This is a genomic window from Acinetobacter sp. 226 (assembly GCF_048147925.1).
Lineage (GTDB): Bacteria > Pseudomonadota > Gammaproteobacteria > Pseudomonadales > Moraxellaceae > Acinetobacter > Acinetobacter pecorum.
The window spans coordinates 1-26595 of the sequence record NZ_JAYWYX010000011.1; the positions used below are offsets into that span (position 1 = coordinate 1).

At 42.5% G+C, this 26595-nt stretch carries 27 protein-coding genes and 1 other RNA gene; 20 read left to right on the top strand and 8 right to left on the bottom strand.

The window, feature by feature from the left end:
- Nucleotides 1-430: 430 nt before the first annotated feature.
- Both mhpT and VXP95_RS06695 read left to right on the top strand, forming a co-directional pair.
- Nucleotides 431-1636: a 3-(3-hydroxy-phenyl)propionate transporter MhpT gene (mhpT, locus tag VXP95_RS06690; RefSeq protein ID WP_416705473.1), complete on the top strand. Its 1206-nt coding sequence runs from the start codon at nt 431-433 to the stop codon at nt 1634-1636.
- 140 nt (nt 1637-1776) lie between these two features.
- Nucleotides 1777-2103: a hypothetical protein gene (locus VXP95_RS06695; RefSeq protein ID WP_064095995.1), complete on the top strand. Its 327-nt coding sequence runs from the start codon at nt 1777-1779 to the stop codon at nt 2101-2103.
- 48 nt (nt 2104-2151) lie between these two features.
- On the opposite strand, the gene glnG is transcribed toward VXP95_RS06695, so the two are convergent.
- Nucleotides 2152-3633 (bottom strand): nitrogen regulation protein NR(I), encoded by a 1482-nt coding sequence (gene glnG / locus VXP95_RS06700; RefSeq protein ID WP_064095996.1) that lies wholly within the window; start codon nt 3631-3633, stop codon nt 2152-2154.
- Nucleotides 3620-4729: a nitrogen regulation protein NR(II) gene (gene glnL, locus VXP95_RS06705; RefSeq protein WP_064102040.1), complete on the bottom strand. Its 1110-nt coding sequence runs from the start codon at nt 4727-4729 to the stop codon at nt 3620-3622. The genes glnG and glnL overlap by 14 nt, the downstream gene beginning before the upstream one ends.
- 341 nt (nt 4730-5070) lie before the next feature.
- Between glnL and rimO the strand changes: the two genes are divergently transcribed.
- The 12 genes from rimO to lpxA all read left to right on the top strand — a co-directional run bounded on the left by rimO (nt 5071) and on the right by lpxA (nt 17514).
- Nucleotides 5071-6414, top strand: a complete 1344-nt coding sequence (gene rimO / locus VXP95_RS06710; RefSeq protein WP_064095998.1) for a 30S ribosomal protein S12 methylthiotransferase RimO — start codon at nt 5071-5073, stop codon at nt 6412-6414.
- Nucleotides 6415-6460: 46 nt separating this feature from the next.
- Complete coding sequence (pyrH, locus tag VXP95_RS06715) at nt 6461-7189, top strand: UMP kinase (protein WP_004786170.1); 729 nt, start codon at nt 6461-6463, stop codon at nt 7187-7189.
- Nucleotides 7190-7269: 80 nt separating this feature from the next.
- Nucleotides 7270-7824, top strand: coding sequence for a ribosome recycling factor (frr, locus tag VXP95_RS06720; RefSeq protein WP_064102041.1), 555 nt, complete (start codon nt 7270-7272; stop codon nt 7822-7824).
- A 7-nt stretch (nt 7825-7831) separates the two neighbouring features.
- A complete protein-coding gene (uppS, locus tag VXP95_RS06725) occupies nt 7832-8584 on the top strand; it encodes a polyprenyl diphosphate synthase (RefSeq protein ID WP_064096000.1) in 753 nt (250 codons plus the stop codon).
- 3 nt (nt 8585-8587) lie between these two features.
- On the top strand, nt 8588-9412 hold the full coding sequence (locus VXP95_RS06730; protein WP_064096001.1) for a phosphatidate cytidylyltransferase: 825 nt from the start codon (nt 8588-8590) through the stop codon (nt 9410-9412).
- Nucleotides 9413-10609, top strand: coding sequence for a 1-deoxy-D-xylulose-5-phosphate reductoisomerase (gene ispC / locus VXP95_RS06735; RefSeq protein ID WP_416711733.1), 1197 nt, complete (start codon nt 9413-9415; stop codon nt 10607-10609). It abuts the gene before it with no gap.
- Between the two features lie 3 nt (nt 10610-10612).
- On the top strand, nt 10613-11968 hold the full coding sequence (rseP, locus tag VXP95_RS06740) for an RIP metalloprotease RseP (protein WP_064096003.1): 1356 nt from the start codon (nt 10613-10615) through the stop codon (nt 11966-11968).
- An 84-nt stretch (nt 11969-12052) separates the two neighbouring features.
- Nucleotides 12053-14584, top strand: coding sequence for an outer membrane protein assembly factor BamA (gene bamA / locus VXP95_RS06745; RefSeq protein ID WP_416711760.1), 2532 nt, complete (start codon nt 12053-12055; stop codon nt 14582-14584).
- Nucleotides 14585-14666: 82 nt separating this feature from the next.
- Nucleotides 14667-15164, top strand: coding sequence for an OmpH family outer membrane protein (locus VXP95_RS06750; RefSeq protein WP_416711734.1), 498 nt, complete (start codon nt 14667-14669; stop codon nt 15162-15164).
- Nucleotides 15165-15167: 3 nt separating this feature from the next.
- Nucleotides 15168-16238: a UDP-3-O-(3-hydroxymyristoyl)glucosamine N-acyltransferase gene (lpxD, locus tag VXP95_RS06755; protein ID WP_064102044.1), complete on the top strand. Its 1071-nt coding sequence runs from the start codon at nt 15168-15170 to the stop codon at nt 16236-16238.
- A 5-nt stretch (nt 16239-16243) separates the two neighbouring features.
- On the top strand, nt 16244-16729 hold the full coding sequence (gene fabZ, locus VXP95_RS06760; protein ID WP_171254947.1) for a 3-hydroxyacyl-ACP dehydratase FabZ: 486 nt from the start codon (nt 16244-16246) through the stop codon (nt 16727-16729).
- Complete coding sequence (lpxA, locus tag VXP95_RS06765) at nt 16726-17514, top strand: acyl-ACP--UDP-N-acetylglucosamine O-acyltransferase (protein ID WP_416711735.1); 789 nt, start codon at nt 16726-16728, stop codon at nt 17512-17514. The genes fabZ and lpxA overlap by 4 nt, the downstream gene beginning before the upstream one ends.
- A 60-nt stretch (nt 17515-17574) precedes the next feature.
- Here lpxA and VXP95_RS06770 read toward each other — a convergent pair whose 3' ends face one another.
- On the bottom strand, nt 17575-18372 hold the full coding sequence (locus tag VXP95_RS06770; RefSeq protein WP_144723955.1) for a YbgF trimerization domain-containing protein: 798 nt from the start codon (nt 18370-18372) through the stop codon (nt 17575-17577).
- A gap of 294 nt (nt 18373-18666) precedes the next feature.
- Between VXP95_RS06770 and ffs the strand changes: the two genes are divergently transcribed.
- Nucleotides 18667-18763, top strand: an RNA gene (ffs, locus tag VXP95_RS06775) — signal recognition particle sRNA small type.
- A gap of 210 nt (nt 18764-18973) precedes the next feature.
- On the opposite strand, the gene VXP95_RS06780 is transcribed toward ffs, so the two are convergent.
- From VXP95_RS06780 to VXP95_RS06795, 4 genes are all read right to left on the bottom strand, one after another.
- Nucleotides 18974-19591, bottom strand: a complete 618-nt coding sequence (locus VXP95_RS06780; RefSeq protein ID WP_416705467.1) for a regulatory protein RecX — start codon at nt 19589-19591, stop codon at nt 18974-18976.
- Between the two features lie 91 nt (nt 19592-19682).
- Complete coding sequence (gene recA, locus VXP95_RS06785) at nt 19683-20726, bottom strand: recombinase RecA (RefSeq protein WP_416681074.1); 1044 nt, start codon at nt 20724-20726, stop codon at nt 19683-19685.
- Between the two features lie 145 nt (nt 20727-20871).
- Nucleotides 20872-21312 carry an RNA-binding S4 domain-containing protein gene (locus VXP95_RS06790; RefSeq protein ID WP_144723958.1) on the bottom strand — a complete coding sequence of 147 codons (441 nt, stop codon included), beginning with the start codon at nt 21310-21312 and terminating at the stop codon, nt 20872-20874.
- On the bottom strand, nt 21305-21979 hold the full coding sequence (locus VXP95_RS06795) for an HAD-IA family hydrolase (protein ID WP_416711736.1): 675 nt from the start codon (nt 21977-21979) through the stop codon (nt 21305-21307). The genes VXP95_RS06790 and VXP95_RS06795 overlap by 8 nt, the downstream gene beginning before the upstream one ends.
- Nucleotides 21980-22656: 677 nt before the next feature.
- Between VXP95_RS06795 and VXP95_RS06800 the strand changes: the two genes are divergently transcribed.
- From VXP95_RS06800 to VXP95_RS06815, 4 genes are all read left to right on the top strand, one after another.
- Entirely contained in the window at nt 22657-22896 is a 240-nt protein-coding gene (locus tag VXP95_RS06800) for a hypothetical protein (RefSeq protein WP_064096049.1), read from the top strand.
- A gap of 335 nt (nt 22897-23231) precedes the next feature.
- A complete protein-coding gene (locus VXP95_RS06805; RefSeq protein WP_416711737.1) occupies nt 23232-24083 on the top strand; it encodes a 3'(2'),5'-bisphosphate nucleotidase CysQ family protein in 852 nt (283 codons plus the stop codon).
- A 60-nt stretch (nt 24084-24143) separates the two neighbouring features.
- A complete protein-coding gene (locus tag VXP95_RS06810; RefSeq protein ID WP_064096051.1) occupies nt 24144-24884 on the top strand; it encodes a histidine phosphatase family protein in 741 nt (246 codons plus the stop codon).
- A 237-nt stretch (nt 24885-25121) separates the two neighbouring features.
- Nucleotides 25122-25247, top strand: coding sequence for a hypothetical protein (locus VXP95_RS06815; protein ID WP_257220449.1), 126 nt, complete (start codon nt 25122-25124; stop codon nt 25245-25247).
- A 192-nt stretch (nt 25248-25439) separates the two neighbouring features.
- Here the strand turns inward: VXP95_RS06815 and rpsT are convergent, their stop codons facing one another.
- Nucleotides 25440-25709, bottom strand: a complete 270-nt coding sequence (rpsT, locus tag VXP95_RS06820; RefSeq protein ID WP_005096723.1) for a 30S ribosomal protein S20 — start codon at nt 25707-25709, stop codon at nt 25440-25442.
- A gap of 214 nt (nt 25710-25923) precedes the next feature.
- Between rpsT and VXP95_RS06825 the strand changes: the two genes are divergently transcribed.
- Nucleotides 25924-26589 carry an NAD(P)H-binding protein gene (locus tag VXP95_RS06825; protein ID WP_064096052.1) on the top strand — a complete coding sequence of 222 codons (666 nt, stop codon included), beginning with the start codon at nt 25924-25926 and terminating at the stop codon, nt 26587-26589.
- Nucleotides 26590-26595: the final 6 nt, after the last annotated feature.

Genomic DNA, 26595 nt, shown 5'->3' on the forward strand with positions numbered 1-26595 from the left:
TTTCGACAGTTAGTTAGCTTTTTAACCCCTAAACCTATGAAAATCGGGTGGGGATGATTTTTTTGTCGTGTGCAGAGTTTTTTATTATATGAAATTTAAATCAAATTAACACTGATTTTTCTCTTAACAAAAGCCCGCATCTCGCGGGTTTTTTATTGGCTGGTGGTTTTGTATAAGTTTTGACTATCGTGAGATTAGAAATACCTACTATGAAGTCAAGTTATTGAAAAATATATTCAATTGAAATTATTAAGATGTAATAAGTCTGGATACTTAATCTTTTAGGTCTAATTTTGACACTATTTATTGCCGATGAGAGTACTTAAACCCGACTATTGTCGTGCTATTTCTCAATCAGCATTAAGTTGAGAATAGGGCAACGGATCGCCAGGTGATGAAGCGATTTGTAGATTATTGATGGAGATCAATCATGGCACAGCCATACAGCGGAAAAACCCAAAAAATCTTAACCATATTCTTATGTTTTTGGGTCGCATTTTTTGAAGGTTTTGACCTTCAAGCTCCCGGGGTTGCAGCGAAAGGAATTGCAGCAAGCTTTGGTTTAGGTCAGGTTCAAATGGGTTATGTGTTTAGCCTGGGCGTCTTTGGAATGCTGTTCGGCGCATTCTTTGGTGGACGTATCGCAGATTATTTAGGGCAAAAGAAAGTCCTGATGCTCTCTGTGACTATTTTTGGTCTGTTCATGTCGCTGACTGCGATTGCGCCAAGTATCGAAGTTTTATATGCAGCGCGTTTCTTTACCGGGCTGGGTTTAGGTGCTGCAATGCCGACCATGATTTCAGTCGTCGGTGATGAAGCAACGGAAGCCAACCGTGGCAAGTTAAATAGTTTGATGTATTGTGGTTTGCCGGTAGGTGCGATCTTTGTTGCCGGTCTGGCCATGCTGCTTCCGGATATTCAATGGCAAACCTTATTCCTGATTGGGGGATTAACGCCTTTGGTATTAATTCCATTGATGGCGTTTATTCTTAAAGATAAGCCTAAAATGAATGTGGAAGTGCCGGTTTCTGGCGAAGCTGTACCGGGAATGGCTGAAGTTTTGTTCAAGCAGCGACAGTATAGAAATACATTACCTCTTTGGGTTGGTTTCTTTTTTACTCTCATGATTAATTATATTTTGATCAGCTGGTTGCCTAATTTACTTATGGAACAAGGCTTACAGAAGCAGCAGGCATTTTTGGTAATGTTAATGTTCCAGATAGGGGCAGTGATTGGAACCTTAAGTCTGGGTTATTTACTGGACCGTTTAAAGCTTTGGCAAATGGCAGTCATTATTTATAGTGGTTTGTTTGTGGCGCTGGTATTACTTTTTACCACTACTTCTATTCCACTTTTGATTTTTGCGGGAATTATGGGAGGTATTTTCTCTACAGGTGGCCAATCTATTCTCTATGGGATCTCACCGATTTTTTATTCGGACTTGGGTAAGGTGACTGGTGTAGGGAGTGCAATCTCGCTAGGACGTTTAGGGGCGATGACCGGACCGTTGTTAACCGGAAAAATTCTGGCATTGGGTTTGGGAACTACAGGTATTCTTATGGCAAGTTTACCGGCAGTGGTGGTCTCGGCAGTCGCAGTCACAGCATTATCACGTTATAAGGCTGCGCATACCTAATTGGGCCTTGAGAGCAGAGCTATCAATATTAAAAAAGGGAGTCTGAAGATTCCCTTTTTTATCAACTGGATTTTTAATTGAGTAAAGACAAGCCATAAAATTTGCTAAAATAGACAAATAGCAAACAGATTGACTTTCATATGGCATATCAAATTATTCCGCTTTCGATTCAGGCCACCGATAATATTGCCTGCCCACATTGCCACCAAGACATCATTAACTGGCAGGAAGAGCAATATATCCAACCTTGTGAACATACCTTATTTATTGCCATGGATATTGGCTTTGAATATATCACTGATGAATTCGAGCAAACCATGCAAAAAACAGTGGATGAATTGCATGCCAATGACGACGTGGTAAATATGTTTGAGGAAATTAGCCTAAGTACATATCCAAACTATTTAATATTAAAATCTGATTTGGGCGCAGCAGGCTATTCACGTTATATTGGTTTAACTGTCTAACTTTTTACTGGTCGTAATAAAAAAGCACCCGCGGGTGCTTTTTTATTTTCAGGCCTGGCTTTCGATTTCTTCTACTTCGTCATCATCAGCACTGTCCATGCCCAGTTCTTTAAGTTTGCGGGTCAAGGTGTTACGCCCCCAGCCCAGAAGTTCAGCAGCATGACGCTTACGGCCGCGTGTTTGTTGCAGGGCTGCATTAATTAGAGTGCGCTCAAACATGGGTGTCGCTGCATCCAGTAATTTCATCTCGCCATTTTTCAGCTTCTGGATTGCCCATTGACCTAGTAATTCATCCCAGTGATGCGGTGCAATCTGGTTCAGGTTTGGGATCGGAGCACCAGGATCCTGTTGCTGGATCGGAATCTGTTTCAGTTCAGGTGGCAGGTCTTCAGGATAAACTTCACGACCTGTAATCATTACGGTTAGCCAGCGACAGGTATTTTCCAGCTGACGAACATTACCTTGCCAAGGCAGCTTTTGCATGTATTCCTGAGTTTCAGGACGCAATATCTTGGGATTTACACCGAGTTCCTTCCCGGCACGTGCAAGGAAGTGCTGTGCCAGCATCGGAATATCTTCACTGCGATGTGCCAATTTGGGGATATGAATCCGGATCACATTCAGGCGGTGATACAAGTCCTCCCGGAAACGGCCATCATGGACCAGTTTTTCCAGATCCTGATGTGTCGCTGCCACGATACGCACATCGACCTTAACCGGAATATGACCGCCAACACGGTAGAACTCACCATCTGCGAGTACACGTAGTAAACGGGTCTGGGTCTCAAATGGCATATCGCCAATTTCATCTAAGAACAATGTACCGCCGTTGGCCTGTTCAAAACGACCTTGACGTTGGGTATTGGCACCGGTAAAGGCACCTTTCTCATGGCCGAATAATTCTGTCTCGATCAGGTCTTTTGGAATGGCTGCCATATTGAGCGCAATAAAAGGTTTTGAACTGCGTGGTGAATGACGATGCAGGGCATGCGCCACCAGCTCTTTACCTGTACCCGACTCACCATTAATCAATACGGTAATGTGCGATTGAGACAAACGGCCAATGGCTCGGAATACTTCCTGCATGGCAGGTGACTCACCAATAATCTCTGTAGATTGAATTGGCGGGGCAGTCTTTGCTGACTCTTGCTGCTGCAGCTTGGTAATATGTAAAATTGCACGATTTACCAGCGCCAGCGCTTCATCAATATCAAAAGGCTTAGGTAAATATTCAAATGCACCGGTTTGATAACTTGATACAGCAGATTCCAGGTCTGAATGTGCTGTCATAATAATGACAGGCAGGTCCGGATAACTGTGTTTAACCTTGCCCAGGAAGGTGAGTCCATCAATACCCGGCATGCGGATATCGGTCAGAATTACATCGGGTGCTTCAATACTCAATTGATCCAGAGCAGATTGTGCTTCTTCAAAACTGGTCACATCCAGACCTTCTTCTTTAAAGGTCTTTTCCAGTACCCAGCGCATGGCGCGATCATCATCAATCACCCATATTTTATTTCGCGACATGATTTGACTCCCAAGGTAAATATAAGCTAAAGACAGTTTTTCCAGCCACGGACTGACACTCGATCATGCCGTTGTGCTGATGAATAATATTTTGAGCAATACTGAGGCCCAGACCGGTTCCTTTGGCCCGACTGGTGACCAGTGGATAAAACACCGATTCGATAATATCTTCCGGAACTCCCGGGCCATTGTCTTCAATATCAATCCGTACCACAGAACGGTGAATCACCCCGTTAATGGTAAAGAGACGCTGAATCCGGGTTCTTAAAATCAGTTCCGGTTGATGTTGGATAAAGAATTCCTTGTTTTCGGTCATGGCCTGTACAGCATTGGCACAAATATTCAAAATGACTTGAATCAGTTGGTCTCGGTCTGCCAGAACTTCAGGTAATGACAGGTCGTAATCCCGGGTAATTTTGATTTTCTTTTTGGTCTGGTTGGCAATCAGGGAGCGTACCCGTTCCAGTGGTTCATGTATATTGACCAGTTCATAGCTTGGAAGCTGGCGTGAGCCGAGCATGGTGTCGGCCAGATTTCTAAGTCGATCCACTTCGCTAATGATAATGTCGGTAAATTCTTTATATTGTGGATCATTCAGGCTGCGTGCCAGTAATTGGGTCGCCCCGCGAATGCCACCGAGTGGATTCTTGATTTCATGCGCGACACCGCGAATCAGCTGGCGCGCCACCTGGTGTTGTTGTACCAGATTTTCCTCACGCGAGATTTTGAGCATGCGATCGCGAGGATTGAGTTCGATGAGTAACAGCGGATGATAAGGTTTGCCAAGGTTTAGCTGAGAAACAGTGTAATCGACATGAATGTCTTTGAAGTTGACCAGAATAGTGGCTTCACGACGCGTATAGGGCTGTCCCGTACTTAAGGTATTATTCAGGGCTTCTTCGGTATTAAACTCATCTGTGGGGTTTTGCAAAATATTCAGCACAGATGTGCCACTCGCCCGAAATAAGCTCACATCAAATAGGGCTTCGCAGGCAGAGTTCAGATAATAAATATTTAGATCGCGGTCTATCAATAAGATACATGTGGTCATATTGTCCACTAAAACACGATAGTCGATCGGAATAAGTTGATCCATTCGCGGGTTTGTTCCTGTATTAAAATGGCGCAATGGCATCTTCATAAAGCAATTTAATCAATTTTAAGTTCTGATTTGATGCAAGATGCACGCCAACTTTTATGAATAGAGTTTATTTTTTGCTGGAAAACGCAGAAATGTGGCAGAGCAACATGGTTCATCTTAGATATAACGGATTAATTTGAGGCTGTAAATCTAAAATGATTCATTTTGGTGCATTGCTGGGTATCTTGAATATTTTATGGCTATATTTTAGTGCGTGATGCAAAGAGTCGGGTTTTCAACTATTTTTATGATGCGAAAAGACATACAATACGCGCATTCTAGTAGAGCGAAAATTCATGAAGTCCCCCAAAGTCGGTTTTGTATCTTTAGGTTGTCCTAAGGCATTGGTAGATTCTGAACGTATTTTAACCCAGTTAAAGACTGAAGGTTATGACGTCGCTTCGGATTATGACGGTGCTGATTTAGTTGTAGTAAATACCTGTGGTTTCATTGAATCTGCAGTGCAAGAATCGCTAGATGCGATTGGTGAGGCGATGAGCGCGAATGGTCGCGTGATCGTAACAGGTTGTCTAGGTAAAGACGAAGACAAGATTCGCCAGATGCATCCGAATGTCCTGAAAGTGACAGGTGCAGCGGCATATAAAGAAGTTATGGATGCGGTTCATCAATACGTGCCTGAGCCGCCAAAACACAATCCATTTATTGATCTGGTTCCAGAGCAAGGCATCCGCCTGACCCCAAAACACTATGCTTATCTGAAAATATCTGAAGGCTGTAACCACCGTTGTACCTTCTGTATTATTCCAAGCATGCGTGGCGATTTAGTCTCACGTCCAGTCGGTTCTGTGCTTGAAGAAGCTGCAGCGCTGAAACGTGCCGGTGTAAAAGAAGTACTTGTCATCTCCCAGGATACTTCTGCTTATGGCCTGGACACGAAATACAAGCTGGATTTCTGGAATGGCCAGCCGGTTAAAACCAAATTCTATGATATGTGTGAAGCATTGGGGCAGTTGGGAATCTGGGTGCGTTTGCACTATGTTTACCCGTACCCGCATGTGGATGCTGTAATTGACCTGATGGCACAAGGCAAAATCCTGCCTTATCTGGATATTCCATTCCAGCATGCAAGTCCAAAAATTCTCAAACTGATGAAACGGCCTGCGCACAGTGAAAATACCCTGGAGCGTTTGAAAATCTGGCGTGAGAAATGTCCTGATCTGGTGCTCCGTTCAACATTTGTGGTGGGTTTCCCGGGTGAAACCGAAGAAGACTTCCAGATGTTACTGGACTGGCTGAAAGAAGCTCAGTTGGATCGTGTGGGATGTTTCACCTATTCGCCAGTTGAAGGTGCGACAGCAAATGATTTGCCAGATCACGTTCCTGAAGAAATTAAACAAGAACGCTATGAGCGTTTCATGCAGGTTCAGCAGGAAATCTCGGCAGCCAAACTCCAACAGCGTATCGGTCAGATCATGACTGTGCTGGTAGATGACCTGGAAGATGAATTCCCGGTAGCGGTTGCACGTTCGTATGCAGATGCACCTGAAATTGATGGTAATGTTTTTGTTGAAGATATCGATAAAAGTGTCATTAAGGCAGGGGATTTGCTTGAAGTTGAGATTACTGATGCAGATGAATACGATCTGTATGCAAAACTCATTTCAGTCAAGTCTGCTTAATATTTTGAATTAAAAAAATTTAAATTGAATACTTTGGAGTTTGATGATGTTGGATTCTAAAAAGCCACGCTTTGGTCGCATCCTGTTAAAGCTTTCTGGTGAAGCGCTGGCAGGCAATAAAGACATGGGAATCGATGCACAAGTGCTCGATCAGATGTCACTTTCTATTGCGCACCTTGTGGGTTTAGGCGTACAAGTAGGTATTGTTGTTGGTGGTGGTAACCTCTATCGCGGCAGTCAACTACAAAAAGATGGCCTGGTGGGTCGTGTAACTGGCGACCAGATGGGTATGCTGGCTACAGTCATGAACGGTTTGGCACTTCGCGACGCTTTGGTGCGCCGTAATATTAAAACCCGTTTAATGTCTGCTTTGCCAATTGGTGCTGTGGTTGAGTCTTACTCAAGCCGTGATGCAATCCGTCACCTGACTCAGGGTGAAGTATGTGTATTTGTGGCAGGTACAGGTAATCCGTTCTTTACGACAGACACTGCTGCCTGTTTACGCGGTATCGAAATAGAATCAGATTTGATCTTGAAAGCGACCAAGGTAGATGGCGTATATAACAAAGATCCAAGCAAGTACGAAGATGCAGTGAAATATGACACTTTGACTTTTGACCAGGTTCTGGACGAAAAGCTGGGTGTGATGGATTTAACAGCGATCTGCTTGTGTCGCGACCACAATGTACCACTACAAGTATTTGATATGAATAAATCTGGTGCATTGCTTTCCGTCGTTATGGGCGAAAAAGAAGGAACTCACGTTACCAATTAATGACGTGAGCACCAAAGCACTTTATACTACACGCTAATTTAGTAATAACCTCTTTTAAAGAATTAAGTAAGGAAGATCATATGATTAACGATCTTAAAAAAGACGCAGAAGAGCGTATGAACAAGTCACTTGAATCGTTGGAACACGGTTTTGCTAAAGTTCGTACCGGACGTGCGCATCCCTCGATTCTAAACGGTGTCATGGTTCCTTACTATGGCTCTGATGTGCCATTGAACCAAGTTGCAAACGTAGGTGTTGAAGATTCACGTACTTTGCTGGTTCAGCCATTTGAACGTTCAATGGTGGCGGCAATTGACAAGGCGATCCGTGAATCTGATCTGGGTCTGAACCCGATTACTGCAGACGCGATCCGTGTGCCAATGGCAGCTCTGACTGAAGAAACCCGTCGTGACATGCAGAAAGTTGCACGAAACGAGGCTGAAAATGCCAAAGTTGCCATCCGTAACATCCGTCGTGATGTATTAGGCGATATCAAAGCATTGTTGAAAGAAAAAGAAATTTCTGAAGATGATGAACGCCGTGCTTCTGACGACATTCAGAAAATTACAGACAAATTTGTTGCTGAAGTAGACAAACGCTTGGCTGCGAAAGAAGCTGAATTGATGAAGGTCTAATTCATCGATGACCGCTGCTGAAGAAAATTCCTGTCTTCCAAAACATGTTGCCATCATTATGGATGGCAACAATCGTTTTGCCAAAAAAAATCAGATGCAAAAAGGTGACGGGCACCGTGAAGGAAAAACGGTTCTGGATCCTATCGTCGAACATTGCAGAAAAAGAAATATCCAGGCTTTAACTGTCTTTGCATTTTCCAGTGAAAACTGGAACCGTCCCCAATATGAAGTAGACCTGCTCATGAAGCTGTTGGAAGACACCATTCATGAACAGTTGCCACGTATGGAAAAATTTAACATTTCCTTGCGATTTATTGGTGATCGGTCGCGTTTATCTCCTGAACTGCGGGCGCTGATGTTGCAAGCAGAACAAAGGACTGCTAATTTCGATAGTATGACGCTCACCATTGCAATCAGCTATGGTGGAATGTGGGACATGGCACAAGCTGCGAAGCAGATTGCTGCGGATGTTTTAACAAATAAATTAGATCTTGAAGCAATTGATACTGATATGTTTGGTCAATATGTCAGTCTGAGTGACTTGCCGCCTGTTGATCTGCTGATTCGTACTGGTGGAGATTTCCGCTTGTCCAATTTCCTGCTCTGGCAGGCAGCATATGCAGAGTTGTATTTTACTGAGACCTTATGGCCAGAATTTACCATAGAAGAGTTTGACGATGCACTTGCTGTGTTTGGTGGTCGCGAACGTCGTTTTGGTAAAACATCAGAGCAGATTCATCAAGAAAGACTTGAGAATTAATAAATGTTTGAGCGGATTATAACCGCATTGGTACTGGTAGCAGTTGTACTTAGTTGCATGTTTGCTACCGAATCACATTATCCAATGTTCGCATTGATGGTTGTGGCTGCCGGGGTGGCAGGTTATGAGTGGTTTAAACTCATGCCTCGAAAATTTAAACATGTCGTCAAACCTGTTGCTTGGGGATATGGAGTGCTCACTGCAGCACTCTCCGCTTTGGCATTGTATTTTGCCGAGGTCGCCTTATTGTTATGGGTAGCTTCTATTGTTACCTGGTTACTGAGTATTTACTGGGTAAAAACCTACCCTGAATATGATGGCTGGTACAATAACAGTCTGCATGGCATCGGGGTGGTATTAATTTCCGCTGCGGTTACTGCAATTTTCTCGGTCTGGCAAAGTTCACCTTGGTGGCTGATGTACCTGTTTTTACTGGTATGGGGCGCAGACAGCGGTGCGTATTTTGTAGGTCGTAAATTCGGCAAGAAAAAACTGGCGCCAGATGTCAGTCCTAACAAGTCTATAGAAGGACTTTATGGCGGTATTGTTACTTCAATGCTGATCGTGACTGCAGTTGCTTTGCTTTATCTGGATATGACTTGGCCAGAACTGATTTTATTCCTTATTTTGTCAGTGGTTACAGTATTTAGTTCGGTGCTGGGAGACCTGTTTGAATCCATGATCAAACGTCGTGCCGGTATTAAGGATTCAGGTCGAATTTTGCCAGGGCATGGCGGAGTACTGGATCGTATTGATTCTTTGCTTGCTGCAGCTCCAATCTTTGCAGCAGGTATGGCTGTTTTAAAACTTATTGGTGTAGATTTATAAATGTCACAAGCAGTTTGTATACTGGGTGCTACAGGTTCCATTGGTCAAAGTACTTTAAAAATCTTGCAGCGACATCCTGAAGCATACTCGGTTTTTGCTGTGACCGCGCAAAGTCGTATTAATGAGCTGGTCGAAATTTGCCGTCAATACCATCCTAAAGTGGTGGTGGTGCCAGCTGATAAAGTAGATGAACTCTCAAAACGACTCCAGCAACACCATTTATCCGATATTGAAATTTTGCATGATGAAGCCGGTTTAATTGCAGTGGCTGAACATGCTGATGTCGATATTGTGATGGCAGCAATTGTTGGTGCAGCAGGCTTGTTACCAACCTTGGCTGCGGTGAAAGCGGGTAAGCGCGTACTGCTGGCCAATAAAGAAGCCTTGGTCATGTCGGGTGACATCATGATGCAGGCAGTGCGCGATCATGGTGCTTTATTGCTTCCTGTTGATTCTGAACACAATGCAATTTTTCAGTGTCTGCCCCAGCATTATTTTGAAGCAGAGCGTCATGGTAAACCAAAACTGGGTGTATCCCAGATTTTGCTGACCGCATCAGGTGGACCATTTCTGAACCACAGCATGCAGCAACTTGAGGAAGTTACACCTGCCCAGGCCTGCAAGCATCCCAACTGGTCTATGGGGCAAAAAATTTCAGTCGATTCTGCTACCTTGATGAATAAAGGTTTGGAATTGATCGAAGCCTGCCATTTGTTTGCAGTTCAAGAACAATTTGTTACAGTTGTTGTGCATCCACAGAGTATTATTCACTCAATGGTTCAATATGTAGATGGTTCGACTTTGGCACAAATGGGTAATCCGGATATGGGCACGCCTATTGCACATGCTTTGGCATGGCCTGAGCGTATCAGTACGCATGTGGCACCGCTGGATCTGTTTATGCATTCACAACTCAATTTTCAAGAACCGGATGTGCTCCGTTTCCCTGCATTAAAACTGGCACGTCAGGCCATGCAGAGTGGCGGAATTGCACCTACGATTTTAAATGCGGCCAATGAAATTGCAGTTGCTGCATTTTTAAATCAACAGATCAGATTTACTCAAATTCCTCAAGTGGTTGAGCATGTTCTGAATCAGATGGACAATCAGCCCGCACATGATCTGGAGGCTATCTTGCAAGCAGATCAAATGGCACGAGGTTTATCACAGCAGTATGTTGTGAATAAAGGAAGTTAAAACATGAGCGCCTTGTTTATTATTGCAGCCGCAATCCTGTTACTCGGTCCCTTAATTGCGATTCATGAGTTTGGTCACTATATTGTAGCGCGTAAACTGGGCGTTAAAGTTCTGGTCTATTCCATTGGTTTTGGACCGACCTTATTAAAATGGACCTCGAAAAAATCTGGAATTCAGTACCAATTGTCTGCCTTGCCTTTGGGCGGGTACGTCAAAATGCTGGATGAGCGAGAAGGCAATGTCGCTGAAGAAGATTTACCGAAAGCCTTCAATCGGCAGCATCCGTGGAAGCGGATTGCCATTGTGGCCGCGGGTCCGTTGATCAACCTGATTTTTGCAGTCCTTTTGTTTTGGGTGCTGTTTTTACCGGCACAAGAACAACTCAATACCCGGGTAGGCAAAGTTCTTCCAAATACTCCTGCTGCGACCGTACAGATGCAGCCAGGTGACAAGATTGTAGCTGTGGATGGCACTCAGGTAGAAACCTGGGAAAAACTCAATTATGCCTTGGTAGATCGTGTTGGTGAAACTGGCGTGGTTTCTATACAGGTGGACCGTGCGGGTGAGAACAAACAGTTCCAGTTGCCGATTCAGGAATTCCTCAAAGATCAAAGCCAGTCACCACTCGATAGTCTGGGCTTCTTGCCATATCGTCCACAGATTCCGGCAGTCATCTCCAAACTCAGCGATGATGGAGCAGCCATACGTCAAGGCTTGAAAGAGGGTGACAAGATTCTGGCCATTGATGGTGTGCAGATGAAAGACTGGTTTGATGTCGTACAGGTGGTGCAGGCATCTCCAGAAAAGTTGCTTAAAATTGATGTACTACGTGGAAATCAGGTGGTTCAGCTTGAGGTCATGCCGCAAGGCAAACGTGACAATATGGGGAATGTGACCGGTATGCTGGGCGTGCAAAGTGACCCGGGTAAAATTAACATTCCTGCAGAATATAAGCAGACCATCCATTATACGCCAGGTGAAGCGCTGGTCATGGCATTTGATAAAACAGCACATTTATCTTCAATGATTCTGAACTCGATTGTCAAAATGGTGCGTGGCCTGATTGGTCTGGATAATTTATCAGGACCAATTACCATTGCCAAAGTGGCCGGACAGAGCGCAGAAATGGGTTGGGAAACTTTTATTTCCTTTATGGCCCTAATGAGTGTAAGTTTAGGAATATTAAACCTATTGCCTATTCCAATGCTTGATGGTGGACATCTGGTTTACTATTTTGTTGAATTAATTCGTGGTAAACCTGTTTCCGAACAAATACAATTGGTTGGACTAAAAATTGGTATGGTACTGCTCGGCAGTATGATGCTTCTGGCATTATTTAATGATTTTATGCGTTTATAACAACGTAGATGGAATAAATTAACAGCGGAAAAGACTGGCATGCAGCACACACATTTATTTATGCCTCTGGCACTCGTTAGTGCAATGGCAGTAGCACAACAAGTATATGCAGCAGATGAATTCATTGTACAAGATATAAAATTTGATGGATTAGTACGTTTAACTCCTGACAATGTGTATGGCCTAGTGCCGATTAACAGTGGTGATCGGGTCAATGATCCTATCATCTCTAATGCAATTCGTAGCTTGTATGCATCAGGCCTGTTTGATGACATTAAAGCTGTTCAGCAAGGCAATACTTTGGTTTTCCAGGTGGTTGAACGCCCAGTCATTTCAAAAATTGAATTGAAAGGCAATAAACTGATTCCTAAGGAAGCACTTGAAGATGGCCTGAAGAAAATGGGTCTGGCTGAAGGTGAGGTGCTGAAGAAGTCAGCATTACAAACCATTGAAACTGAACTTGAACAGCAGTACATGCAGCAAGGTCGTTATGATGCGGATATTACAGTTAAGACAACTCCTCGACCAAATAACCGGGTTGAATTGCTGATCGATTTTGTTGAAGGCAAAGCAGCCAAAGTTTTCGATATCAATATTATTGGTAATACTGTATTTAAAGAATCCGATATCAAGCAGGCTTTCGCAGTAAAAGAAAGTGGCTGGAGTTCTGTCATTTCCCGAAATGACCGTTATGCACGTGAAAAAATGGCGGCAAGCCTGGAAGCTTTGCGTGCCATGTATCTGAATCGCGGTTATATCAACTTTAATATTACCAATTCTAGTCTTAACTTGAGTGAAGATAAAAAGAATGTCTTTATCGAAGTTTCTGTGGATGAAGGTGAGCAGTTTAAATTTGGTCAAACCAAATATTTAGGCGATGCGCTTTATAAGACTGAAGAATTGCAAGCCTTGCAAATCTTCAAAGAAGGCGAAATTTATTCTCAGGAAAAGGTCAACGCGGTTAAGCAGTTATTGTTACGCAAGTATGGTAATGCGGGTTATTACTATGCCGAAGTCAACGTTGTTCCTCAAATTAACAATGACACCAAAATGGTTGATCTGAATTACTATATTAATCCGGGTCAGCAGGTTACGGTACGACGTATTAATTTTACCGGTAACAATAAAACAGCCGATGAAGTATTACGCCGTGAAATGCGCCAGATGGAAGGTGCATTAGCAAGTAATGAGAAGATTGACCTTTCTAAAGTGCGTCTGGAGCGTACCGGCTTCTTTAAAACCGTAGATATTAAACCGGCACGTATTCCTGGTTCGCCGGATCAGGTAGATCTGAATGTTGCAGTCGAAGAGCAGCATTCAGGAACCAGTACCTTGGCGGTTGGTTTCTCGCAAAGTGGCGGTGTTACATTCCAGGCCGGTTTAAGCCAGACCAATTTCTTGGGTACCGGTAATAGTGTATCGATCGATTTATCACGTTCTGAAACGCAAGATTACTATAACCTGAGTGTGATGGACCCGTACTTTACGATTGATGGGGTGCGTCGCGGTTATAATCTTTATTATCGTAAAACCAAGCTGGATGATGACTATAACGTCAACAACTATGTAACAGACAGTTTTGGTGGTGGGATTAACTTTGGTTATCCAATTGATGAGAACCAGAGTGTCAGCATGGGGCTCAATATTGACCAGACCGAAGTAACAACTGGTCCGTATGTGTCTACTTATGTACGTGACTATTTGTTATCGAAAGGTGGCAAGGCTACGAATCGCCGGACTGATGTGTGTACAGCCTATCTGTATTCTCAGGCAGATTTAGATGTGTTGGATAAAAAGCCGAGACCAACAAATCCACCTGAAGGTTATGACATCAAAGACAAGTGTCTGGATGCCGATCGTCAGACAGCGGACTTGGTTGATTTTGATGACCAGTTCAAAGGTGACTTCTTAACCTACAATTTGAATTTGGGATGGTCTTATAATACCTTAAACCGCCCGATGTTCCCGACAAGTGGTATGTCTCATCGAATCAATGGTGAAGTCGCATTGCCGGGCAGTGATGTGGAATACCAAAAACTGACTTATGATGCACAGGCATTCTTCCCGCTAGGTAAAGATTTTATCCTGCGCGGTTATGGCAAGTTGGGTTATGGTAATGATCTGCCATTCTATAAGAATTTCTTTGCAGGTGGTTTCGGCTCGGTTCGTGGTTATGAGAACAGTACACTGGGGCCTAGATATCCAGGCGTAACTTTTAATGAAACCAATCAAAGAGATTGGGATCCTGAAGAAGTCGGTGGTAATGCTTTAGTGCAGTTTGGTACTGAACTGGTACTTCCTATTCCGTTCAAGGGGGATTGGGCACGTCAGGTTCGTCCGGTCCTGTTTGCTGAAGGTGCACAAGTATTTGATACACAATGTGATGTACCACGTGGTGAGATATATGTTAATAGTCAGGTTGGCCGGGTAGATGCCAAACAGTATTGTAAGGACAACTTCGGTTTTGATGTTGATAATATGCGTTATAGCGTAGGTGCTGGCTTTACCTGGATTACCATGATTGGGCCATTATCACTGAGCTATGCTTATCCATTGAATAAAAAAGACGGCGATGAAACCAAAAATATCCAGTTTGAAATTGGACGTACTTTCTAAGAGTCTCAGGAAATCCTGAAGGTAGATTTTGCTCATGAGGTTTAAAAACTTTGTGAGCAAATTTTTTTGAATGAGTAAGAATATGAAAAAAATGATTATGGCGATGAGCCTGGCTTTAGCGAATATTGCTCCTATAACTCACGCGGCCAGTATCGGGGTAATTGATCTGGAACGAGTGGTTGAAGGCAGTACATACCTGAAACAACAAAATTCGATATTCCAGCAAAAAATTCAGCCGCAAACGACCAAGATTGAGCAGCTCAGTAAAGAACTAGAAACTTTACAGCAACGCGCTCAGTCAAATACCAAATTGACTGATGCAGAAAAACAGCAAATGTCTGCCCAGTATCAAACCAAGTTTCAGGAATTAAACCAGCTCCAGCAATCTGTGCAGAGTAGTGTTCAGGGTTCAATTAAACAGATTCGCACCATATTTGATGCACGTGTCAAGTTAGTTGCTGAGCAGCTGCGCAAAGAAAATAACCTGGATGGGATTTTAAATAAAAATTCAGCACTTGCTTATGACGCTAAATATGATTTAACTGATAAAATGATTCAAAAGGTTAATGCAATTAAGTAATCAATGAATCATCAAAAACTTCAGTTAGCTGATCTCGCTCGCCTTGTACAAGGCGAGTATGCAGGTCAGGCAGATTTGTGTTTGAGAGGTCTGGCAAGTCTTGAAAAGGCAACTTCTCAAGACCTGGCATTTGTTAATGCAGATAAATATCTGGAACAGGCTGCTCAGAGTCAGGCGGGTGCTTTGATTGTAACTGCTGAATTAAAAGAGCAGCTAAGGTCCAAGCACAATTTTATTATAGTGGCCAATCCTTACCTGGCTTTTGCTATTCTGACTCACGTTTTTGAGAAAAAGCATACGAATCGGGGCATTGAAAGTACTGCACAAATTCATCCCTCTGCCATCATTGCTGACAGTGCCTATATTGGACATTATGTGGTAATTGGCGAGAACTGCGTAGTGGGTGAAAACACGATTATCCAGTCACATGTTCAAATAGATAATCAGGTTGAAATTGGTAATGACTGTTTTATCGATGCACATGTCACATTGACCGGTGAAACTAAAATCGGAAATCGTGTTCGCATTCATGCCAATAGCGTAATTGGCAGTGAGGGTTTTGGTTTTGCACCTTATCAAGGTAAATGGCATCGTATTGCCCAGTTGGGTTCGGTGCGCATTGCTGATGATGTCCGGATTGGTTCAAACTGTAGTATCGATCGCGGTGCCTTGGATGACACGATTTTGGAACAAGGCGTCATTATTGATAATCTTGTGCAAATCGCCCATAACGTCAAGATTGGTGCTAATACCGCTATTGCGGCTAAATGCGGTATTGCAGGTAGTACCACAATTGGCAAAAACTGTATTCTGGCAGGTGCTTGTGGTGTATCAGGACATCTAGATATAGTCGATAATGTGACATTAACTGGAATGTCAATGGTGACAAATAACATTACTGAAGCTGGTACATATTCTTCAGGTATGGGATTGCTGCCAAATCAGCAATGGAAACGCACGGTGGTTCGTTTAAGACAATTAGCAGATGTGCCATTGACCCAATTGGTAAAACGATTAGATCATATGCAATCTCAAATTGAGTCCATTGAATCAACATTTAAGTTGCGTAAATAATTATGATGATAGAGTCGAATTTGCCTACATTCACGAAGCCTGAATTGCCAATGAATATTCAAAAGATTCGTGAATATTTGCCCCATCGTTATCCATTTTTACTGGTTGATCGCGTTGTTGAGATTACCGAAAATGGCATTGTTGGTTATAAGAATGTCTCAATTAATGAAGAGTTTCTGCAAGGCCATTTCCCGAATTATCCCATCATGCCGGGTGTGCTGATTGTAGAGGCATTGGCTCAAATTTCTGGAATCTTGGGCTTTGTGATGAATAATGAAGTTCCAAGCGAGGGTTCATTGTTCCTGTTTGCGGGTGCGGAGAGGGTTAGATTTAAAAAACAGGTGGTTGCAGGTGACCAATTGGTTTTAAAATCTGAATTAGTGATGCATAAACGCGGCATTTACAAATATAATTGTACTGCCACAGTAGATGGCGTCGTCGCAACAACCGCGGAAATTATGGTTTCGCATCAGAAAGTCGAGCAGGCATGAGCAATAATCCCCTGATTCATCCAACTGCCATTATTGATTCATCAGCAGTCATTGCTGCCGGTGTAGAAATTGGTCCTTATTGTATTGTTGGGCCAAATGTCACTATTGGGGCGGGTAGCAAACTTCATTCACATGTCGTGGTGGGAGGCTATACGCGTATAGGTGAATATAACGAAATTTTCCAGTTTGCCAGTGTGGGCGAAGTTTGTCAGGATCTAAAATACGCAGGTGAAGAAACCTGGCTGGAAATTGGTGATCATAACAAGATTCGCGAGCATTGCAGTCTGCATCGTGGTACGGTCCAGGATCAAGGTATAACCAAGATTGGCAGTCATAATCTGCTCATGGTGAATACGCATATTGCTCATGACTGTATGGTCGGTGATTATAATATTTTCGCCAACAATGTCGGTGTGGCTGGTCATGTGCATATAGGTGATTACGTCGTCATTGGCGGTAACTCTGGAATTCATCAGTTCTGCAAGATTGACTCTTATAGCATGATTGGGGGTGCATCATTAATTCTAAAAGATGTCCCGGCTTATGTCATGGTTTCAGGCAATCCGGCCCATGCATTTGCCATGAATGTCGAAGGTATGCGTCGTAAAGGCTGGTCGAAAGATACCATTAACGGTTTGCGTGAATCCTTTAAGCTGATTTATAAATCGGGATTAACCACTCAGGAAGCGGTTGAGAAAATCCGTAGCGAAATTCTTCCAGAAGTTCCTGAAGCACAACGTCTGATTGATTCACTTGAGCAGTCTAAGCGTGGCATCGTGCGCTAAATGACAGAATTAAAAAAAGACACCTTCATGGTGTCTTTTTTTGCTTTACAACTTTCTATTTTACTTAAGAAATTTTATTTCTTCAGCTTTCGGATAATTCTTCAATAGCTTTGTCTTATATTGCGATGCAAGCGTAGCATTCTTTTCGACATCTTTGCTGATGTTATAAAGCTGATAAAGGGCAGTGGAGGCTTTCGCAGAATTTGGATAGCGGTCAACGACAATCAGATAATTACGTTTCGCTTCAGCAAATTTTGGCGGGTCGATCGCCAGATTGAATTCCGCTAACCAGAAATAAGCATTGCTGATATAAACGCTATTCGGGTTATTCTTGATAAAGTTCTGCATGGGTGCAATGGCTTTGGCTGCACCGCCATTTTTATAAGCATCTAAAGCCACGGTATAAGCTGCTTTTTCCAGCTCAGCAGGTTGCTGTCCGCTGCTTGCTGTATTGACCTTATTTGCGCTTAGACTGGGTGCAGTATCCTGTGGGTTTTCCTCCGTTGGATTGTCTTCAGCAGGTTCAATTTTTTGCTGTAACAGTTCTAGGCGCTGATCGAGATCGGCATAACGATTGTTCAGTTCATTTTTAAGCTGCGTAATCTCGTTTTCCTGTTCCTCTATTTTACCGCGCAAAATCCGTAGATCATTCTCGAGCTGCTGGTTCTTTTGCATGATTTGCCAGCTGGTATTGGTTTGAACGGCTGGAGCTGCGCCAGCAGGGATTGCGGCTGGGGTATTGACTGCAGTCTGGTTGCTGGTTTGACTCAAGCCACGCGATTCAATAGGAATATTGGCAAATAGAGGGATGGTAAAGAGTGCTGTCACTGCACACAATACGGTCTTTTTAAGCATCATAAAATTTCCATAATTCTTTGTGAGATGCGGATCCGCTACTCATCTTTTCAAGATAGATCATTGATATACGTTGCACACATTAAAAACGGCATTTTTAGAAAATGCAACAAGGTTTTACAAAGATCATGTGAATCTGAGTATTGATGGATTGATTGTGAAGATTGCTCCCAAAGCTGCAGAAATATCGATATTGTTTTTAAAATAATCAAACGGATAGCTGAAAGGGGTATTTTAAGAAACAAGGCTTGCAACTTGATTAAAAATCTCTATACTCTGTTTTTGTAATGGTAACCCTGCTGGTTACTTCGCAATTATACTCTATGAACCCCGCCAGGACCGGAAGGTAGCAACGGTAGTAGAACTATGATGTGCCGGAGCTTTGCTGGTAGGGTTGCCACCATATTCTTCTTATTATAATAACAATGAAAATTCGCAGTTTTATATTTTCACATATTATTCCTTTTTCAATATCCTCACACAGCATTATCTTATTAGTTTAATGATTAAATCATTATTAGTTTATATTGTGCTTTACTTTATTTTCTCAACTATATGGGATTAAATATTTAATTCATTAAGGCTTTCAAAAAAAAGATAAGAGTTAATCTTCTGCTTTACGGTTAATTGCCTTGATAATCGCATCCATTTCAAAACCACGATACATCAGGAAACGGATCTGTTTGGCTTTGAGCTTAGGATCTTTAGTGACTTCTATTCCATATTTTTTTACTTTTAGCTCGTAGGCCTGCTGTACCCAGTCGGTTTCCTTGAGTTCTTCCGAAATAAGCGCGGCATCAATCTTTTTACTCTTGAGTTTCATTTTAATTTGATTGGGGCCTTTGCCTTTACGCTTTTGACTCGACAACATGGTTTCCGCTACGCGCTGATCACTTTGATAGTTCTCACGGGACAGCTCTTCAACCAGATTAATAACTTCATCACGATGCTCTGCATAGAGGGCGAGTTTCTCTATCAGTTCAGCTTTGGAATATTCCTTGCGCGTCAGTACCGCAAAAGCATAAGAACGTAAACGTGAGCCAGTCAGTCCTGGTTTTTTTTCATCTTTGGCTGATGATGAAGAAAACAGGCGTTCCTCGGGATCAAATTCAGGAGTGTCTTGCAGCGCTGTTTTTGCAGGTCGAGTATGATCTTCAGTATCGCCAAACTGCTGTTTTAAAGTTTCATAATCGAGCAGTTTGCTAAATTTCGCGTCTGACATGATTCTCTCGGATTTTACATTCCATATATAATAACAAAACGCCCCGTAGGGCGCTGTGTCTTGACGTTTATAGATGATGCATCTAATAATATCACGCATCTAAAAAGTCGGGCTCTTCCTTGCTATTGTCTTCTTCAACAACCACTGCTTTAGTCAGAAGCTGGTCGCGAATCAGTTTTTCAATCGTCTGAGCCATTTCTTTATGCTCTTCCAGATAACGGATGGTGTTGTTCTTACCTTGGCCAATTTTTTCGCCTTGATATGAATACCACGCACCGGCTTTCTGCACGATTTCTTGCTGTACAGCAAGGTCGATCAATTCACCTAGATGGTTAACACCTTTGCCATAAAGAATCTGGAATAAAGCTTCTTTAAACGGAGGCGCCATTTTGTTTTTCACGACTTTGACTTTGGTTTCAGACCCAACAATCTCGTCACCTTCTTTCACTTGTCCAATACGACGAATATCCAGACGTACAGATGCATAGAACTTCAGTGCGTTACCACCAGTTGTGGTTTCAGGGCTACCGAACATGACACCAATCTTCATACGAATCTGGTTAATGAAGATCACCATGCAGTTTGAGCGTTTGGCATTACCGGTAATTTTACGCAGTGCCTGGCTCATCAAGCGGGCTTGCAGACCCATATGCGAGTCACCCATTTCACCTTCAATTTCAGCGCGCGGAGTCAAGGCAGCCACGGAATCGACAACGATCATGTCGATCGCGCCAGAACGCACCAGCATGTCTGCGATTTCAAGTGCCTGTTCACCGTGATCGGGTTGCGATACCAGCAGGTTGTCGATATCTACACCCAGTTTGCGTGCATATTGAGGATCAAGTGCGTGTTCTGCATCGATGAATGCACATGTACCGCCTGCTTTTTGACACTCTGCAATTGCTTGCAGAGTCATTGTGGTTTTACCTGAAGATTCAGGACCATAGATCTCGACGATACGACCTTTAGGTAAACCACCAATACCGAGCGCGATATCCAGCGTTAAAGAACCTGTAGACACAGCTTCAACTGCCTGAACGGTATTGTCACCAAGACGCATAACTGTATTTTTACCAAACTGTTTTTCAATCTGGCTTAAGGCAGCATTGAGCGCCTTGTTTTTATTCTCATCCATCTTACAACCTCAATACGATGTCACTAAGTTAGTACTCAAGTGGATGTCTTAAATTAGAGCTTTGTTCCACAGGTGTATAGTGACAGAATTTTCCCTAGTGTTCTATAAAAGTCAGCGCATGTACGACATATTCTGACGCTTAAATTTAATCGTCATTATAGGACCATGACTCATCAAAATTCTGACTATTTTCATTTTTAAATTTACTGATGTCACGACGATCTTTCTTGCTTGGACGATGGTCGGGACGAGCTAGATTATGCAACTTTCTTTGTGATGTAATCAATTCCCGACGTGCAATACTGACTTCGGTTTCTTCATACAGTTTTTGTGCCACCGGTGCAGGGCCACGAACATCAGAAAGTTCCTTAACCAGCACGGTTTTTTTGTCGATACCTTGCTGAATCGTCAGTTCCATACCGACGCGGACTTCGCGTGATACCTTGACACGTTCACCATTGTGATGAACTTTACCGCCTTCAATCGCATGTTTGGCAATCGAACGGGTTTTGAAAAACCGTGCTGCCCATAGCCATTTGTCTATACGCATGCCTACCGCATCTTCGGGTAAAGACGATTTACGCATATTTTATTTCTACCTCAGCCTGATTTAAATATGTGATTAAATCTGTTAATTGGTGCAGCATCGGGTAATTGCAAGTCTCGCGTGCGACTTTGGCTGAAGAGGGTTGCTGGATGCTCAACAGATTTTGAATGCCATAGGTTTTGGCGCCATTCAGGACTTTTTCAGTATCATCAATAAAATAAGCATGTGTAGGATCAAATGGATGCAGTGCATTCAGGCCTTGCCAGAATTCGACAAATTCTTTGGCATGCCCAATCGTTTCTGAGCTGACAATCACATCAAAATAATCTCTTAAATTCAAGTGATCCAGTTTGAAAGCTAGACCGGCACAGTCAGCGTTGGTGGCCAGCCAGATGGGATAGCCGTTATTTTTGAGATAATCCAGTAATTCAAGACAGTGAGGGCGTAAAGCGACTTTATCTTTATGTTCAATTTGCATGGCCAAAACATCAACTCCGACTTTCGCCGTCCAGAAGCGCGAGGAGTACCAGTTTAAAGTGTGATTATGTTGCTGATAAAATGCAAAGAGTATCGCTTGGCTTTGTTCCAGGCTACAGCCATGAGTTGCTGCATAACGTACAGGCAATAACTCGTTCCAGATAAAATCATCGTAGGCAAGGTCAAGTAAAGTACCATCCATATCGAAAATGATAGTCGGTCTTTGCATTCAGGATTCTCCAAAGTTTTTCAAAGTTCAACAAAGCATGTAGAAAAGCTTTAGATTCAATGAAATTAGCTGTCTTTCGCGTTCTTTAACGGTGATCAAATAATTTCAAAGTTCAACAAAATCATTTACCTTTCAAGAAAAAATGATGTACATCGGGGTATACATCATTTCGCTCTGCTTGAATATATGCAAAGTATAGAGCATTTGGGCAGGAAAATTTATATGGGTTGAAGTGATGGTGGGCTTAAATTCAATAAAGCACAACTACATGAAAAGGTGGGGGTGGTGACAGATAGGGGTGGTCCGTCGATTCGACTAATACCTAACCTTAATATCGTGTGGCAATACCGCTATTGTGTTGAAAGGAGGGGGATGAATATCTGAAACAGCTCACAGTTAAAGACATTTGCGATCTTTGGTGGGATACGAATGCGTTTCATAAAGTTTTTTATAAGTAGAATTATCGGGCCTTTGAGTTGCTGGTTTATCTGCAATAAGTAGACGCGAGCAATGAGGTTGAAACGCATCAGGTGCAAAAAAAATGTACTTTGGCAGCACAGAACCCAACTGGTCGCGCTTTACAAATTGGATAATAATCCATAAAGGTCATTCAATTGTTTTGCTCTATTTTCTTCGCTTAAATAAGAAACACATTAATTAAATTGTAAGGAATAAAAATGGATGCTGATTTTCAAAGTGTCGTTAATCTAGGAGTGCCATCAGGTCCTCAACCCACACATTTAATTGCTTACATGCAGAACGGTGAAATTAAGACAGTCGAACTCAAAAATGCTTCTGTCGGACTGGCAGAACATGGTGGAACTGATCTAGAGCAGATTTCTAAAGAAGTCATGAGTTATCTTGATTTAAAAGAGGATATTAAGATTATCGCTATTACTGATTTAGGAATGCATTAATTTTCTTAGCCAACAAATTATATTTTTACTAAAGCTCGGATGGTGGTACTTATCCGGGCATTTTTATCTTAAAAAAATAATACAAAATCGCGATAGTCGATGGGCGTCTGCAGTCAATCTAGCGGGTAATACGGGTATGCAAATAGAATTGAAATCGTAGCAAAGTCCTCCAGTTAAGAGTTTCTATCTATTATGAATGTAAGTATGTTTTTGAATATATGTATAAAATTAAATAATAAATAAAAATATATCTAAATTAATATTTTGAAACTCTATCCCTGCCTATTGAAAAATATGTTAGGTTTTTCAGAGCATTTGAGAGATTCAGGTTTTCTATGTTTAGAGCAACAGCAGCGCCACAAGACCCGATGGTTTTACAGTTCGTGCCCATTTTGACCCAAGCTTGTGAAATTTTGCGAGAAGAATATCAGCGTTATTGTTCTGGTGCAGCTTTTGATATCCTTAAAAAGGATGATAATTCTCCGGTGACTCAGGCAGATTTTCGGGTTAATACTTATCTGACTCGGGCTTTGGCGGAGATTTCAGACTTACCTTTATTGTCTGAGGAAGGGCAAGAGCATGAACGCCGCTCATGGACAGAATTCTGGTTGCTTGATCCGCTAGATGGAACCAAAGAGTTTTTGCACCAACGGCCTGAATTCACCATTAATTTAAGTCTGGTCAGAGGCAGTTTAACCACTTTTGCCATATTGGCGGTTCCTGAGCAGCAACTGATTTATTTCTGTCCAGAGCAGGGACTGCCTTATAAATATGATATTCGAACTATGGCCTGGTTCGAATATGAAACGTCTTTGACAACCAAAATACTTTCTGTAGGTTTGAGTCAAAGCAGCCAGCAGAAACCGAAATATACCGAGTATTTGCAAAGTCTGGCCAAGCTTACTGACTATACGGAATTTAAAGCGGGCAGTGCCTATAAATTTTGCCTGATGTTAGAAGATCAGGTGGATATCTATCCACGGTTTCATCCGACCTCGGAATGGGATACCAGTGCTGGTCAATGTATGCTCGAACGGATTGGTGGTGGCCTGGTCGATTTTAAAGGCCGTCCATTTACCTATAATCATCGGAATACCTTGCTGAATGGCGGATTCATTGCCTTTAAAAATAATGAGATGAAAAATATTGCATTGCAGGCAGTGTCTGACATGCAGACTGAGCATTGAGCAAAATCCTGAGCGTGTTATAGTGGTAATTAAGCTATTACAAATCCACTAGGCTGTAACGTGTCCCTGAAACTGCTTCCTCCGAGTATGTTGAGTGCAATTGATCTATTGCCCGATGTACAGACGCCTGTCACCTTATTCACACGACATTCGATTCGTGAGGATGTGCGGGGTCAGGGTTTAGCAGGTTATGACCTGCAACTGACCAGTCAGGGACGGGATCTGGCGCAAGAATGGGGCGCTTATCTGGCTGATCAGACGGATCGCATGATTCATCACTGTATTTCGAGTCCGATCCAGCGCTGTATCGATACCGCTGCCCTGATGATTGAAGGGGCAGATGCGGTTACTCCTGAGCAAAATACCCATAACATTGAAATTATAGAGCAGGGGCTTCTGGTTGAGCCGGGCAGTTTTGTGCTGGATATTCAAAAAGCCGGACCTTATTTCGCCAAGCAGGGTGCGCTCGGCTTCATTAACAGTTTTGTCAATAATGCCTTGCCGGGGATGAAACAGCCGATTCATGGTGTGGTGGATGTGCTGGAACTGATTTACAACACTCATCCGCAAAATAAATATGGATTGAGTCTGGCCGTCAGCCACGACACCATTTTGGCAGCAATGATTGCGGTGATGTCGGGACGTCAGGATGTCAGTCGGGAAGACTGGCCAAAAATGATGGAAGGGTTATTTGTCTGGTTCGAGGGAGATATATTTTTAGAGTCCAAACTAAAATGGATCTGGCGTGGTCAGGTACATGAACTGGATATTGCTGATTTTAAGCGCTCACAGACTTCTTAAATAAAATTATTTTATCCAAGACTCAATTGTGCGCAGCAATTGGGTTTTTTATTTTTAGCTGTAAAAATTATAAAGATGCTGAACTTCTGTATTGATCATTAACTATACGTCGGTCTAAAACGTTAAAGAGTAAATTCTAAAATAGCATTTTTTACATTTATAAGATAAAAGTTCAATAATGTAACGCTGAAAATTATCTATGCTTGATAGATATGGAAATCTTCTTGAGAAAAAATTATGAAAATTATTACAGTTTTAAGCCTGATCGCGATTTTGGGTTTAACCGCATGTCAAAAACGGGACACTGACAATTCGAAACAGGACAAAACGACTTCGCCATCCTCGATGGATAAAGATCGATAAGTTAAAAGAACTTGAAAATAGAAATAGGACTTGGTTGTGAATTTATTAAATAGATTATCCAATCTCAGTACGGTATTGGCCGGTTAAATACATCAGCCAGGTGGCATGAATATGAAGATTGATATTTTTTCTTTAAATTTTCTAAATTTCAGATACAAAAAAAGCCCTAAAAAGGGCTTTTCTTATTTGCGATTAGTTAGAAGCTAGTGCTTTAACTTGCGCGTTCAAGCGGCTCTTGTGACGAGCTGCTTTGTTTTTATGGATGATGCCTTTGTCAGCCATGCGGTCGATTACTGGAACAAGCGTTTTGTACGCTTCAGTAGCAACAGCATAGTCATTAGTGCTGATAGCAGCTAATGTACGTTTAAGATAGGTACGAACCATAGAACGCAAGCTTGCGTTGTGTTTGCGTGCTTTAACGTTTTGACGAGCACGTTTTTTAGCTTGAGCAGAGTTTGCCACTCGTGCACTCCTTGAAATTGATTGGTCTGGGCGGGCTGAAACTCAACTGAAAACCAACATCAGAGGAATTATCACCAGCCCGTAAACAAGTGCCATATTCTGATTAAACTAAGCACCGAAGTCAAGTCTTGACATGCTTTGACAACATTTTAGATGCAGAAAAATTCTAAAGAAAACGTTAGATTAGTATTCCACCTAGGAGATCGTATAAAAAATGACTAAATCACTGACTCATCCCGTTGTTATAGGTGCCACCGGATTGGTAGGGAAACAACTAATAAAACGTTTGCAGGAAGAACCCACTTGCCAGCAGATTACTGCAGTGGTCAGAAAATATCAAAAAGATCTGGATGCTCTGGATAAAGTTCAACAACTGGTATTAGAGGATTTCCTGATGCTGAATGATCAGGATGTCAGCCAGCATAGCCATGGCTTTAGCTGTCTGGGCAGCACCATGAAAAAAGCCGGATCTAAACAGGCATTTTATAGTATTGACTATACGATAAACGCACACTTTGCAGAGCTATTGCAACAGACTTCAGCGCATTACCTGCTGCTGAGTGCGATGGGCGCCAATTCGCAATCACATTTTTACTATAACCGGGTTAAAGGCGAACTGGAGGATTATGTGCAAACATTGACCCTGGATAAAATCAGTCTGATTCGGCCTTCATTGCTTATTGGTGAACGTCCAGAACAGCGTTTTCTAGAAGATATCGCGCAGCAGGTTTACCATAAAGTATCGCGTTTTATTCCTGACAATTTTGTTTACAAGCCAGTGACAGCTGAACAGGTCGCTCATACTATGGTCGAGGCTGCGCTGACCCAGACGGTAAAATTTGAAATTTATGATAATTTACGTATACAAAAAATGAAATGAGGGGAA

What these genes read in the sequence shown, in the direction of transcription:
- mhpT (WP_416705473.1), top strand. Translation starts at nt 431, where the DNA reads ATGGCACAGCCATACAGCGGAAAAACCCAAAAAATCTTAACCATATTC.
- VXP95_RS06695 (WP_064095995.1), top strand. Translation starts at nt 1,777, where the DNA reads ATGGCATATCAAATTATTCCGCTTTCGATTCAGGCCACCGATAATATT.
- glnG (WP_064095996.1), bottom strand. Translation starts at nt 3,633, where the DNA reads ATGTCGCGAAATAAAATATGGGTGATTGATGATGATCGCGCCATGCGC.
- glnL (WP_064102040.1), bottom strand. Translation starts at nt 4,729, where the DNA reads ATGGATCAACTTATTCCGATCGACTATCGTGTTTTAGTGGACAATATG.
- rimO (WP_064095998.1), top strand. Translation starts at nt 5,071, where the DNA reads ATGAAGTCCCCCAAAGTCGGTTTTGTATCTTTAGGTTGTCCTAAGGCA.
- pyrH (WP_004786170.1), top strand. Translation starts at nt 6,461, where the DNA reads ATGTTGGATTCTAAAAAGCCACGCTTTGGTCGCATCCTGTTAAAGCTT.
- frr (WP_064102041.1), top strand. Translation starts at nt 7,270, where the DNA reads ATGATTAACGATCTTAAAAAAGACGCAGAAGAGCGTATGAACAAGTCA.
- uppS (WP_064096000.1), top strand. Translation starts at nt 7,832, where the DNA reads ATGACCGCTGCTGAAGAAAATTCCTGTCTTCCAAAACATGTTGCCATC.
- VXP95_RS06730 (WP_064096001.1), top strand. Translation starts at nt 8,588, where the DNA reads ATGTTTGAGCGGATTATAACCGCATTGGTACTGGTAGCAGTTGTACTT.
- ispC (WP_416711733.1), top strand. Translation starts at nt 9,413, where the DNA reads ATGTCACAAGCAGTTTGTATACTGGGTGCTACAGGTTCCATTGGTCAA.
- rseP (WP_064096003.1), top strand. Translation starts at nt 10,613, where the DNA reads ATGAGCGCCTTGTTTATTATTGCAGCCGCAATCCTGTTACTCGGTCCC.
- bamA (WP_416711760.1), top strand. Translation starts at nt 12,053, where the DNA reads ATGGCAGTAGCACAACAAGTATATGCAGCAGATGAATTCATTGTACAA.
- VXP95_RS06750 (WP_416711734.1), top strand. Translation starts at nt 14,667, where the DNA reads ATGAAAAAAATGATTATGGCGATGAGCCTGGCTTTAGCGAATATTGCT.
- lpxD (WP_064102044.1), top strand. Translation starts at nt 15,168, where the DNA reads ATGAATCATCAAAAACTTCAGTTAGCTGATCTCGCTCGCCTTGTACAA.
- fabZ (WP_171254947.1), top strand. Translation starts at nt 16,244, where the DNA reads ATGATAGAGTCGAATTTGCCTACATTCACGAAGCCTGAATTGCCAATG.
- lpxA (WP_416711735.1), top strand. Translation starts at nt 16,726, where the DNA reads ATGAGCAATAATCCCCTGATTCATCCAACTGCCATTATTGATTCATCA.
- VXP95_RS06770 (WP_144723955.1), bottom strand. Translation starts at nt 18,372, where the DNA reads ATGATGCTTAAAAAGACCGTATTGTGTGCAGTGACAGCACTCTTTACC.
- VXP95_RS06780 (WP_416705467.1), bottom strand. Translation starts at nt 19,591, where the DNA reads ATGTCAGACGCGAAATTTAGCAAACTGCTCGATTATGAAACTTTAAAA.
- recA (WP_416681074.1), bottom strand. Translation starts at nt 20,726, where the DNA reads ATGGATGAGAATAAAAACAAGGCGCTCAATGCTGCCTTAAGCCAGATT.
- VXP95_RS06790 (WP_144723958.1), bottom strand. Translation starts at nt 21,312, where the DNA reads ATGCGTAAATCGTCTTTACCCGAAGATGCGGTAGGCATGCGTATAGAC.
- VXP95_RS06795 (WP_416711736.1), bottom strand. Translation starts at nt 21,979, where the DNA reads ATGCAAAGACCGACTATCATTTTCGATATGGATGGTACTTTACTTGAC.
- VXP95_RS06800 (WP_064096049.1), top strand. Translation starts at nt 22,657, where the DNA reads ATGGATGCTGATTTTCAAAGTGTCGTTAATCTAGGAGTGCCATCAGGT.
- VXP95_RS06805 (WP_416711737.1), top strand. Translation starts at nt 23,232, where the DNA reads ATGTTTAGAGCAACAGCAGCGCCACAAGACCCGATGGTTTTACAGTTC.
- VXP95_RS06815 (WP_257220449.1), top strand. Translation starts at nt 25,122, where the DNA reads ATGAAAATTATTACAGTTTTAAGCCTGATCGCGATTTTGGGTTTAACC.
- VXP95_RS06825 (WP_064096052.1), top strand. Translation starts at nt 25,924, where the DNA reads ATGACTAAATCACTGACTCATCCCGTTGTTATAGGTGCCACCGGATTG.